10 protein-coding genes are annotated in these 12,935 nt (G+C 41.8%); 6 read left to right on the top strand and 4 right to left on the bottom strand.

All coding sequences use genetic code 11. The annotated features are described in order from the left end of the window. Positions 1-391, top strand: a 391-nt coding sequence (locus A7D14_RS11365) for an integrase core domain-containing protein (protein WP_141673368.1), incomplete at its 5' end; no start/stop codon positions are given. After that, a complete protein-coding gene (locus A7D14_RS11360) occupies positions 361-1,191 on the top strand; it encodes a universal stress protein (protein WP_067034448.1) in 831 nt (276 codons plus the stop codon). The genes A7D14_RS11365 and A7D14_RS11360, both read left to right, overlap by 31 nt. A gap of 96 nt (positions 1,192-1,287) precedes the next feature. On the opposite strand, the gene A7D14_RS11355 is transcribed toward A7D14_RS11360, so the two are convergent. From A7D14_RS11355 to A7D14_RS11340, 4 genes are all read right to left on the bottom strand, one after another. Then, complete coding sequence (locus tag A7D14_RS11355) at positions 1,288-1,875, bottom strand: HD domain-containing protein (RefSeq protein WP_067034445.1); 588 nt, start codon at positions 1,873-1,875, stop codon at positions 1,288-1,290. Between the two features lie 867 nt (positions 1,876-2,742). After that, the gene (locus A7D14_RS11350) at positions 2,743-3,630 is read right to left on the bottom strand and encodes an esterase family protein (protein WP_176712413.1); all 888 of its coding nucleotides are present in this window, start codon (positions 3,628-3,630) and stop codon (positions 2,743-2,745) included. 10 nt (positions 3,631-3,640) lie between these two features. Next, positions 3,641-4,528 carry a hypothetical protein gene (locus A7D14_RS11345; RefSeq protein ID WP_067034442.1) on the bottom strand — a complete coding sequence of 296 codons (888 nt, stop codon included), beginning with the start codon at positions 4,526-4,528 and terminating at the stop codon, positions 3,641-3,643. A 34-nt stretch (positions 4,529-4,562) separates the two neighbouring features. Further along, positions 4,563-6,299, bottom strand: a complete 1,737-nt coding sequence (locus A7D14_RS11340) for a sulfatase (RefSeq protein WP_083158076.1) — start codon at positions 6,297-6,299, stop codon at positions 4,563-4,565. A 159-nt stretch (positions 6,300-6,458) separates the two neighbouring features. Here A7D14_RS11340 and A7D14_RS11335 point away from each other — a divergent pair, with 159 nt between their 5' ends. From A7D14_RS11335 to A7D14_RS11320, 4 genes are all read left to right on the top strand, one after another. Beyond that, positions 6,459-7,190: an RNA polymerase sigma factor gene (locus tag A7D14_RS11335; protein ID WP_141673366.1), complete on the top strand. Its 732-nt coding sequence runs from the start codon at positions 6,459-6,461 to the stop codon at positions 7,188-7,190. A gap of 89 nt (positions 7,191-7,279) precedes the next feature. Continuing rightward, positions 7,280-8,356, top strand: coding sequence for a FecR family protein (locus tag A7D14_RS11330; protein WP_067034432.1), 1,077 nt, complete (start codon positions 7,280-7,282; stop codon positions 8,354-8,356). A 161-nt stretch (positions 8,357-8,517) separates the two neighbouring features. Beyond that, the gene (locus tag A7D14_RS11325; RefSeq protein ID WP_218058530.1) at positions 8,518-11,856 is read left to right on the top strand and encodes a TonB-dependent receptor; all 3,339 of its coding nucleotides are present in this window, start codon (positions 8,518-8,520) and stop codon (positions 11,854-11,856) included. A 26-nt stretch (positions 11,857-11,882) separates the two neighbouring features. Continuing rightward, the coding region (locus A7D14_RS11320) for a RagB/SusD family nutrient uptake outer membrane protein (protein WP_141673364.1) at positions 11,883-12,935 on the top strand (1,053 nt) is incomplete at its 3' end.

The raw sequence follows: 12,935 nt of genomic DNA, 5'->3' as shown, positions 1-12,935 counted from the left end.
CCCCGCCATGGGCGTGGTACAGGTACTGAAGAGGGCCATCGGGGAACACGGCAGGCCCGAAAGGGTCAGGGTGGACAACGGGCCCGAGTTCCTTGCACTTGATTTCACAAGATGGTGCGAGGCCCAAGGGATAGATATCCAGTACACCCAGCCGGGAAGGCCCATGCAGAACGGGTTCATTGAACGGTTCAACCGTACCTACAGACAGGATGTACTTGACGCACATCTGTTCGAGGACATTTCACAGGTACGCATATTGACCGAGGAATGGATAAAGGATTACAACATGAAACGGCCACACGAGGCCCTGGGTGGGATCACCCCGGAATGCTACGAAAAGGAATTCTCTTCCAAGCAAGCTTGCTTGGAAGAACAAATAAAAGTCGTCTAACCAATGGTCCGAGAAAAGGGAGGGTTACAGATGCCCAAAAAGCAATCGACTATGCCATTCACATTTTTAAAAGGGAAGAATGTGTTTTCTATCTGTTACATGCTTATTTCATTGTTCCCGCCGCCCCTGACAAGAGGGGCAATTACAAACAAAAACTTGACGAGCTAGCCGATAAACTTGATACTGAGGGTCATAATCCAAAACATAAATTCAAAGACCTGTTTGTATTTGGCACTCTTGCCAACGCTTTGGAAGAAACTATACCAACCTACAAAATAGATTGTGTGTTCATAGGCACCAAAGGGTCTACGGCAATGCGAGAAATGTTTATGGGCAGTAATACCTTTAGGACGATTAAGACTGTTGATTCATGCCCTTTTATGGTAGTACCGAACAACCTGCCATTTTCTACCGATGAAATAATATTTGCAACGGAATTTACGGACAATCCTGATGAATATGAGTTGGCTCCAATGCTGGATATAGCACGTATTTGGAATTCTACTATTAATATTGTGCATATTGAGACCGGGAAAGCACTAAATGCTGGTCAATTAAAAAATAAGGAACGTCTTGAACAGCTATTGAAAGGATTGTCCCATAGGTTTCTGGAGGTCAAAGAAGCTGTTTCGGTCACCAAGGCATTGCACCGCTTGGCAAAAGAGAACAATAAGATCGGGCTGACAGCAATGGTAAGGCATAAACATAGTTTTTTTGTAGAACTTTCCCGCGAATCCGTTGTGAAAAAAATGGCGTTCAAGGCAGAAGCTCCTCTTTTGGTCATACCCGATATCAATTAGCATTTTACATCTTTTAAAGTACAAGTCTAAGTGGGGAGCCCGACTTTACAAGGCGGTATTGTTTTTGAATCACAAACACAATTCTTATAAGTTCCCTTAATTATAAATGCTAAGAATATATTTCACTTTTGCCTCGTTGACCAGTTTCCCTTTTTCCAAAATATCCTTTCCATACCTCGTTTTGAAATGGTTTTCGTGTAAAAATTTAAAGTTTATATGGTGCCATTCCATTTCGTTTACATTCATTATCCCATTGACCGCCCATTCCCTTCGTAGTAGCAGTTTTTTAAAGAAAAAATTGGGCGTACCTATATGAAAAAGGTCGGCGTCGCATAAAACCTCGGCATACTTGTTCTTAGGGCATTGTGGCATTTTGGTAGCATCGATACACTCAAGGACAGTTTCCAACCTATCGGGATCATAATGCATTTTCTTTAAAAATTCAGAGGCCAATGCTTTGCTGACCTCCTCATGACCGATATAAGTTTTGGAAAGTCCGGTGTCGTGGAACCATGCGGCAATGAGAATTGGCTCGGTTTCATCGCCCGTGAATCCAAGATAACTGGAAATAAGCCTTGCATTGTCCACTACTTCCTTGGTATGTTCTATATTATGAAAGGGAAGTTTGCTACAGGAACCGTTTAAAAGTAGTCGAGTGCAATGGTCTTTGGCTTTATCGATCATAGTAGTACTTTTACGAGTGCGCAAAAGTTTTTTTTGCTTTATTGGTGTTCGGCATTTTGACATAATTATTTAACGATGGATATATACTAATTCTTATTTGAAGATGGGGGTTTAACATCAATTTATGTAGTTTCTTCCACCTTGATATCGGGAACGATAAAAAAGAAAGCTTTTATGTTGGTATTGTCGATTTTAGACTTCGCTAATTCATGCGTAGTATCAGATAGGTTGGCTCAGGTGTTACTATCCTCGTTGTCGAACTTTTTGCTGTAAACCGTTATTTACATCTAAATCAAAACAATTACGAATGGTCTCAAATAATTTTTCATAAAATTTAGTTATGAAAGATTTTTGATTTTTGTAGAAGTTGAAAGGCAAGTCCTCTATTTAAAAGGCGTTATGACCTTATTAAAATAGAGGTGAGAGCAATGGGTAACCTAAATACGGTGAACCATAGGGTACTTTAGAATTTAACAGAAAAGTTACATCCAAAAAGTACAATTTTACAGTTTTCTCGATAAAGGGGGGATTCAAAGCAGGAGATTAATTCAAGGGCCGAATATTGCCTTTGCCCAATCAAAAAAAATCCTGACTGTAGTAAGTTTTATTGGACAATAATTTGGAATATATTCAGTCAGTATAGACTAAACCACGTGTTTATGTTGAAGAAGTAAATATTCAGATTAAGTCATATTGCTACGGTTGCTATAGGGTAAGGCCACATGGTCATTCCTCTAATATGGCAAATTAAGAGGAGAAAGAATCAAGCCCAAAGAGCAAGCGTTATTTTTCTAATACAATAGGAAAAAGAAGAAAACGCATTATGCCGGCCTAATTGGGGCTTGATTATCTCTCCATCATATAGCTTTACTGTCTCATAAAGCCCTGCCCTATAAACTTTAAAAAACCCGGTATTGAAGACCTCCAAAATGTCCAATCATGGCCACCGTCATTGATGCGGAACTCGTGTTCTACTTTTATATTTCGTAATTCGACATAGGCCTTGGCATTGCCAGAATAGAGAAAATCGTCATCGCCTATATCGAAGTAAAACCTTGTTTTCAGTTTATCCTTTGGTATTGCCTGGATTAATTTTATGGGGTTGTTGGCATCCCAATGACCGGTGTCGGGGTTTTGAGAATCTACATCCATCCCATAAAGGTTTTTAGCCAGTCCTTTCCACATGGGATTTTTGGTCATTGGATCATCCATTGAAATAATGGCCGCACTGAGTGGTACACAGGTACCGAACATATCATGGTGTTTCACCCCATACAAAAAGGCGCCATAGCCACCCATTGAATTGCCTACAACTGCCCGGTGTTCCTTTGTCTTTTTAATTCTATAGGTTTTTTCGACCATTGGTATAAATTCTTGAAAGAACATATCTTCAAACCTTGAATTGTCTTGGAAATCATTGATGTAAAAATACTGCCCTCCATCAGGCATTATTACAATTGAAGGAGGGATTTGTGCCTTCTCAATGGCAGAATCCATGAAATGGTCTATAAGCCCATATTGTACCCAAACATTTTCATCACCCCCATAACCGTGCAAAAGATAGATTACAGGGTAGCTTCTTGTAGAGTCATCATAACCGGTTGGCAAATAAACGGTATAATCAACCTCTTTGCCCAAAATGGTGCTCTTTACCGACTGTCCTTCCAAAACTTTTCCTTGCCCTATACAAAACATAGAGCTTAAAAAGGTTATAACAACAGCGGTATGAAGCATAGAACTTCTTGATTTTTTCATTTTTTGTTTTTTATAGATTATCCAAGTTGATTTTTTTGCTGCCGAACAAAGGAGCATAGGTCCGAGCCTCGGCAAAAGTCAGTCGATTCCGCAAATAAACGATTTGGGCGTGCACCCTTATAAAAGGGGTGTCAATCTCAGGTGGAATGTCGTACCATTCGTCATCAAAAGTAAAAATAACACTTCGGTTACCGGTCAAGGCACCTGGCGTGAGCACCCCATGAACTTTTGGAACATTGTCACCTTCGTTGGCATAATGGACATATTGGGGGCCTCGGGGGAACCACATACCAGCACCACCAATGGTTTCTACCATGAGTTGGCCCAATTGGCTGTTCGAAAGCTGGTTTTCCAATGAACGTAGTGATCTGGCCAAGTGAAAGGCCCCCTGACTGTGTCCCAACAAAAGTACCCTGGTGTCTGTATCAATGATTTCAAGCACACTCTTTTCAATTGCGGCCTCCACCACCTCGTTGGTGGGCAAGATGATTTCAACCACATCAGCTATTCCTTCTTTGGTACCATTATGTATGCCCACAACCGGGCGGCCTATAAATTCTGCAATTTCAAGCATATTTTTATATTGTTTGGCCACATCGGTGCCCGCACCATTTACGAACCATATGGGTTCGTCGTTTGTGATTGTTTCTGGGTATACCGGGGGCACATCCAGAATACTGGTGGTCCGGTAATCAAAAAGTAAGGTGTCCGCCCCTACGTAGTACCCGTCAAATTGAATGTCTTCGGACATGTTGCCGAACAGCGATACTCTATCCGACTCGGTTAGGTTATTGGAAGCATTCAGGTTTTCTTCCTCAAAAGATGTGTCCGAGCAGGAGGCGAACAATAGCAATGACAAAAATGCCGTTCCAAAAAATAAGCGATTGATTTTCTTCATAGTTAAATTGATTTATATAATTTTTGTTGAAAATCTAATATGTATAGGTCACTTCATTGGGCAAATACCCGATTCTATGGGCATTGATGATAAGTGTCTGTCCCTTTTCCAAACTAATGGTTTCTCCTAGGTAGATCTTCCATGGCTTGTGCACATCAACAAATTCAATGGTCTTTTCTTGGTCGATTGTAAAACCAAAATCCCAACTTTTGGCCCTACGCCTTGATTTCGTGTCAAGGAGGTCACCTTGGTCAACTATGCGATAACCGATCGAAGCTCCTTTAGTAGCACATTCTATAGTAACCCCATTTTTGTTACCTATTATTTTCGGGGGCGATGTTTTAGGAGGTTCTTTTGTGTTTTTCCACCAATTGTTGAATACCATCTCTTTTTCGCCGACCGAGGATAGGTCGCCCACTTTTGTTATCCAATCAAAAAGAGTTTCTTTAAGTTCTTTCTTTTTTGCCGCATATTGGGGCTCTTCCGCAATATTTAACACCTCATAGGGATCCATTTTGGTGTGATAGAGTTCTTCGGAAGGTTTATTTCCGGCAAACCAGTCCAACAGATAGGGGTTATCTAAATTTCCCTCTTTATAGAGTTCCAATATTTCTTTCATCGTGGGTATGCCCTTTCTGTATTGCAGGTCTTGGTATTTGGGCAGTTCTGGCATAAAGTTGTACACATACCTGAAGTCACCGTCGCTCACAGACCGTACCCTATCATACTTATTTGCCATACGGTCTCTCCCCGCAAAGACATACTTTCTTTCTTCCGAAGATTTGTATGCCCCCAGAAAAGCGGTTCCCTGAAGATGGTCGGGAGGCTTGATGCCCGCTATGGAAAGCATTGTTGGTGCCAAGTCCACTGCACTGATCAACCTATCGTCTTTGGTGCCCGAAAAACGGTTTTTGGGAAATTTAATGATTAAAGGTATATGCGTTCCCCTTTCAAGAATTTCCCGCTTGGTCCAAGGCATACATCCACCATGGTCGCTAAAAAATATCACATAAGAGTCATCATATACTCGATCTTTTTTTAACTTGTCAACAATCTCGCCCACAGTCTGATCCATTTGTTCGATACGGGTATAGAGAACTGCCATATCTTTGCGTACAGTTTCGGTATCGACGTAATATGGGGGCAACTTCATGTCATTGGGGTCGAAAACAATGCTGTCTGGCGACACCATCAACTTTGATTCGTGTGTGACAGCCAAGTTGAACACACTGAAGAACGGAACGTTTTTAGGCCTATATGCATAAGAAGCCGCTGGGCTACTGTCATCCCAAACTGTAACCGGCTCTTCAAACTGATAATCTTCTTTATAGTTGTTTGTCGTATAGTAGCCCCGTGCCCTTAGATATTCTGGAAAAGCCTTTACATTGTCCGGCAAAACGGCCGAATAGCTTGGCAGGCCTTCCGGCATAAAAATTGTTGATTTAGAAAGGGAGCGCATGTGTTGTGTGCCTATTGAAATTGCATGCATGCCGGTAATAATGGATGATCTACTGGGTGCGCAGACCCCGGACGTGGTATACGCTTTTGTAAAAACAACCGCATCCTGAGCCAGATCATCTATGTTAGGGGTTTTCGCAATTGAATCGCCATATGCCCCCAAAAAAGGGGAAATATCCTCGCATACTATCCAAACTATATTCGGGCTTTGTTGAGAAAACATCACCTTACACATAAGAAAAACCAATAAGATGGCGACCATAAGCACCAACCTAGTCGTTCCTTGACCTATTTTTTTAAGATGACTTTTCATGTCTGCAGAGTTTTAACTTTTTGGTCGGCCATTTTTAGTAAGAGATGAAAACCCTTTTTTTATAGACATCATTTTTTGTTTTCTTGACACTCTTAGCCCTTTTGAGCTGGGCACCCAACTTCTCATATCATTAAAAGTTAATTTGTAAAAAATTCATCATTGTTATCAATTCCTTATTTTTTTTATACATTAGTTGCGATAATTTCAATAACGGGACATGATAAAATTCTATTTACGAATTATGATTTTGTCAATTGGCAAATTTGCCATACCATTTGGATTACGGTATCAATGGGAGGAGAAAAAAAAATAGATCAAGTATTGGACTCTATAGAGAAGCTGCTCTGGAAAGATCTGAAGAAAGGCTGTTTGGCATCTTTGGGGTCTCTATATGACCTTTACGTTGACAAACTTTTTGCCTATGGGTACAAAATCAGTGGAGATAGAGCTAAAGTTCAAGATGAAATCCACAATCTTTTTCTAGACCTTTATAGATACCACAAGAAATTATCGGATGTCAAAAACGTAGAGGCCTATTTGATAATGTCACTTAAAAGAAAACTCCTTAAGCCAAGCGACCATAAGATCAAGAGCTTGGGGAGTGAATTGGAAACCTTCAACAATGGTTACTCTACTGCAGGCCTGATGGTTGTTTCACATGAGGAGGAAATCATCGAAGAAGAAAAAGAAAATGAGCTGTTAAAGAGGCTAAAAAAAATAATGATTGATTTAACGGATCATCAACGAAAGATACTTCGACTTCGTTTCGCCCAAGAAAAGACATATCAACAAATTGCAGAAGATATGGGACTATCCGTTGCTTCTGCCAGGACCTTGGTTTACCGAACTTTAAAAACGATCCGCAATACGGCCTTAACACTGTTCTTCTAAAAAATGCATTTTTTTGTCTATAAATATCAAAAACCGCCCTCTTATATATGGGCGGTGAATTCTATTTCCTCCATAATTACCAATAAAGTATGAATTTTAACGAGAACGAACCACTTTCTGACCAAGAGCGGACAAAGCTTAAGAGCCGTATTATAAGGTCGGCCAAACTTCTAAGAAAAGATGCAAAAAGGCAACAAAGGGCAATGTTGTTGTACGGTGCGGCAGCATCGATAGTGGTGTTGTTTGCTGTTTTCACCGTTTTTGACAAATCTAGCGAACAGTCACTACAAGATTTTATTGATGAAGATGAGTCAATTGTTGACTTTGGCAGTAGCAACCAAGTGATCGTGGTGCTCGGAGAGAGAGAAAAAATTCAACTAAATGAAAAGAACAATACACTAAAGTACTCGTCAACGGGAAAAGACCTGCACGTGGGAACAGGTGAAAAGTATAGACAAACTATAGAAGATGAAAAAAAACCTGTATTCAACACGATACTGGTGCCCTTTGGAAAACGTACCGACGTGACCCTTTCTGATGGAACGAAAATATGGATAAATTCAGGGTCTAGGCTTATCTACCCTGCGTTTTTCAGGGATAAGGAGCGGGAGGTCTTTCTCGAAGGCGAGGCCATATTCGAAGTCGCACATAACCCATCAAAACCCTTTCGGGTGATCTCGACCAATCAGGAGATCAAGGTATTGGGCACCGTATTCAATGTAAGCACTTATCCCGATGATGAAATGGCTAGTACAGTTCTTAAGAGCGGCAGTGTTTTGGTGACCTATGACCAAGATGACGAAAAGTCTTTTAAGATGGCACCGGGCACAATGGCTGGCTATAATACCAAAACCAAAGAAATAGGAATGCACGATGTGAACATAGATGAATATTTTGGGTGGAGAGAAGGCTACCTTAGTTTAAAAAACCGTGATTTGGGATACATCACCGCCAAATTGTCAAGATATTATGGTGTGGAAATTTTCATAAAGGAAAATCAATTAAAAACAGAAACATTTTCTGGAAAGCTCGACTTAAAGGAAAATCTGGGCCAAGTCCTACAAACTATAGGAGAAGCATCTAACTTTTCTGCGGAATATCAAACCGACAAAATCATACTGGCCTCCACCAAGTTAAATTTAAAAGATACAGTGCCTATGAAATAAAATATACAGAATGAAATGAAAACCGACAGATGTTGGCGCATCTGCCGGTAAAATGTATTACCGAAGTAATAACTAAACTGAACTCTAAAATTATGAATAATTACTTAAGTATTGCCCATGTTCTAGGCAAATTAAATGGTCAATCCATTTCAATAAAAATAATGAGGTCCTTTCTTTGTTACATATTATTGGGGTTAACCGCCCTCAATGCAAACGACTCTTACGCACAGACCAAGTTTAATCTTGACCTTAAAAATGTAAGTTTAGAGACACTATTCAACCAGTTACAGGATGAAAGCGAGTACATCTTTTTTTACAAAGATGGTATTTTGCCCAATGATAATTCAATTACTCTCAAGAAAAACAATATAACCTTACCTAACGTTCTTGACTCTTTATTGGAATCGTACGGTCTAGGTTACAATATTATTGGCAGACAAGTAACAGTCTTTAAAGATCCAACCTATCATATACCAAACACCGACGCCGTTTTTTTTCAAGATTTTACGGTCAGCGGAACGGTATTGGATGATTCAGGAGTTCCTTTGGCAGGAGCAAATATCATCGAAAAGGGAACCACGAACGGCACCCAAACCGATTTTGATGGCAATTTTTCGATCAAGGTAACTGACGGTGATGCCATATTGACCGTGTCCTATATCGGGTTCACTACAAAAGAAATCCCTGTCAACGGACAACCGGTTTTGAACATTGTCTTACTGGAAAGTACTGCCGCCCTTGATGAAATCGTGGTTGTCGGCTATGGAACGCAGAAGAAAAGTGACTTAACTGGGTCCGTGGCGTCATTGGGTCAAGACGACATGAACCCGGGGGCGAACGTATCCGTGGACCAAATGATGCTAGGTAGGGCTGCTGGGGTACAGATAAACCAGGCCAGTTCAGCCCCTGGAGGTGGGTTGGCAATTAGGATCAGGGGCTCCAACTCTTTGAATGCCAGTAACGAGCCTTTGTATGTAATAGATGGGTTCCCGATTGACAACAGCCCCAACCTTGGTTCTGGCGGGGTGGCCGAAGTAGGTCAAAACCTGAGCCCTAGGAATCCCTTGAATTCCCTGAATCCAGCTGATGTGGAATCGATAGAGATTTTAAAGGATGCCTCTGCAACGGCAATTTACGGTTCAAGAGGGGCTAATGGGGTAATCTTGATCACTACCAAGAAGGGAAGCAAAGGCAAGGTAAATGTCACGTATGATGTATATGCAGGTATCCAATCGGTCGCTGAAAAAATCGATGTACTTTCCACCTCACAATACATAGATGCCATAAACGACTTGTCAATTGCACAAGGAAACGCAGTGGTTTTCAACAATGAGGATATTTCAAGAATCGGCAGGGGGACCGATTGGCAAGATGAAGTCTTTCGCTCGGCTCCTTTGACCAATCACAACCTGGCTGTGAGCGGGGGCAGCGAAAACACAAGTTATTATGCCTCATTCAATTATTTTGACCAAGAAGGTGTTGTAAAAAACACGGGGATAAAAAGATATACCGGAAGAATAAACCTTGAGACAAAAATTGGGAACAAGGCCCAGATAGGCCTTAACTTCAACACAAGTTTGGTCAAGGACAACAACAATGTCGATGGTGTCAATACCAATGAGCAAGCAGGACCTATTTATTCTTCATTGTTATATGATCCTACAGAGCCCATATTTAATGACGATGGTACTTTTAGCCAGTCGGCGAATCTGACTGTCAACAATCCAGTTACCTTGATAAATGCCATTATTAGCGAGAGCGAGACCAATAGAACATTCGGAAGTGCTTTTTTGAACTACGATTTCACTGAAGATCTTTCAGGCAAGTTCAATTTCGGGACCGACAGACAAACATCGAGACGTGACATTTACAATACCACCCAGACCATTCGTGGCGGTGCCGCTGGTGGTATCGCGAACATCAACGTATTGGAACGCTCCAACTATCTGTTCGAGTACACGATGACCTATGACAAAGCTTTTAACGAAGACCATGCACTTACGGTATTGGGCGGTATCACCTTTCAAAAGTTCAGTTCGCAGTTCTTTTCCGGTAATATCAGCGGTTTTCCGACAGATGATATCAAAACTAACAATTTGGCACTGGGCGACACCAATACGGATGTACTCTCTAGTGGCAAGGAAGAAAATACCTTGTTGTCATATCTAGGCAGGGTGAACTATAACCTTTTTGACAAATTTTTATTAACTGCCTCAATAAGGGCCGATGGGTCATCAAGGTTTGGAGAGAACAACAAATGGGGCTATTTTCCATCCTTTGCCTTGGGCTATAAACTTGACCAAGAAGAATTTATTCCCGATAGTTTCAGCCAGCTCAAGCTACGGGCAAGTTGGGGTCAGACCGGCAACCAGGAAATTGGCAACTATGCATCGCAACTGACCTTTGGAACAGGACCCAACGTAGTGTTTGGTGGCACCATTTCGGGCAGTGTCATCCCCCAGCGTATTGCAAATCCAGACCTTAAGTGGGAAACCACCGAACAACTCAACATCGGTCTTGATTTCGGTATTTCAGGTGGCAGATTCAGTGGAAGCTTGGATTATTTTTCAAAAGAATCGAAGGATTTGTTGTTTGACCTTCCATTGCCATTTGCTTCCGGTTATTCATCAATATTGACAAATGTAGGCGAAGTTAAGAACAGTGGGGTTGAGTTTCTTTTTAACTCGACCAACATAGTGACCGATGATTTTAAATGGGATACTTCATTGAATTTTTCCGCCATTAAGAATGAAGTGGTGGATTTGGGACGAATTGAAAGTATTGTGACGGGAAGTGTACAAGCAGTGGGCAACACGGCGATCATTCAAGAAGGTCATCCCCTGGCCTCCTATTATGGATATGTTGTCACCGGCATTTTTCAGGAAGGTGACGATATAGCCAATTCACCACAGCCCACAGCCCAGCCAGGCTTTCCAATTTTTGAAGATAGAAATGGAGATGGGGCCATTACGCCTACCGACCAGACCATTATAGGCACCCCATATCCTGATTTTACCTATGGTATACAAAATTCAATTTCCTTCAAGAATTTGACGTTGGACTTCTTTTTTCAGGGTCAGGCAGGTGTCGATCTATTGAATATCAACCTGATAGAGTCTCTCTATCCTGCAAACTTCAGAAGAAACCGACTTGCGCACCAAATATTGGATCGATGGACGCCGCAAAATACAGGTGCTAAATGGCCATCAGGGGTAAACCCCAATGCCTATGGTGCAGGAAAAGTGAATACCCTGACCATTCAAGACGCATCTTACCTGCGTTTGAAAAATGTCAGGCTATCGTACAACGTTCCAGTTCAAAATATTGATTTTTTGAACTCACTTCAAGTCTATGTGACCGGCCAGAACCTGTTTACAATTACTGATTATGTGGGATTTGATCCTGAGGCTAATTCATTCGGTAGAAGTAACGTTAGGATCGATTATAGTAGTTATCCCCTGGCAACAACCTATATGTTGGGTCTTACTGCCAATTTTTAGGTCAAACAATTAAAAAAATCATAATTATGAAAACTTATTATTATAGAATAGCTCTCACTATAATGCTGTCTGGCCTGCTGGGCTGTGAAGAACGTTTGGAGGAAGAGGTGTTCTCTGAGCTCTCGCCCTCAACACTTTTTACCTCTGAGCAAGGTCTCAGCTCCTTATTGAATGCAGCTTATGCCTATTCGCATAGGGCTGGGGATGATGAATCCTGGTCCCCTTATTATTTGGGAACCATGCCAGCCGGTGAGGTATGGGGTGCTGGTGGGTCGATTGAAAGTGTATGGCAATCTTTGATCGATTACAATTGGGACAGCAACCATGGCCAATTGATTCCTGTATGGATAGTGTACTTTAGTTCCATTCGTGATGCGAATCTGGTCCTGGACAACCTGGACAATGATTCTTTTTCGAATGATTTTAAGCAGAGAACGGAAGCCGAGGCCCATTTTATAAGGGGATGGGCCTATTCGGAGCTTTACAAGCTTTTTGGTAGGGTGCCGATTTATCGGTCTTCTACTGATGATCCTTTGCTGCCCCGATCAACTGACGAAGAGACTCAGGCCTTTATAGAGCAGGAACTGTTGGGGGCAATAGCCACTTTACCCAACCAACCTCCGGCCTTTGGAAAAGCATCCAAAGGCGTGGCCATGTCGGTCCTGGCAAAGTTTTACCTGAACACCAAGCAATGGCAAAAAGCGGCCGACATGTCCTCGAGCGTCATCGATTTGGGACTGTACAGTCTTTTGCCCAATTACTCAGACGTGTTTGAAATATCGAACGAGGGCAATGCCGAGGTTATTTGGGCACTTCCCAAAGATGCTGCTGGGGCGGGCCAGTTTATGAATGCGCTGATCTTCCCACCGGATTATCCAAGACCTTTCCCGAACAATTCTGTATTTGCTGCACGCACTTACTTATTTGATAATTTTGTAAACTCCTTCGAGGCGACAGATACTAGAACCAGCCGTATAATAACCGAATGGCAGAGTACGGCGACCGGTGAACTGGTAATGGGGTTGGGCAACGATCAATCACACCCCTATAAATTACCTTTTGACCCAAATGCCGTGGGA

The organism is Allomuricauda sp. CP2A (assembly GCF_001683915.1).
GTDB lineage: Bacteria > Bacteroidota > Bacteroidia > Flavobacteriales > Flavobacteriaceae > Flagellimonas.
The sequence above is the reverse complement of the archived record's forward strand: the minus strand, read 5'-3'. Positions and strand labels throughout refer to the sequence as shown.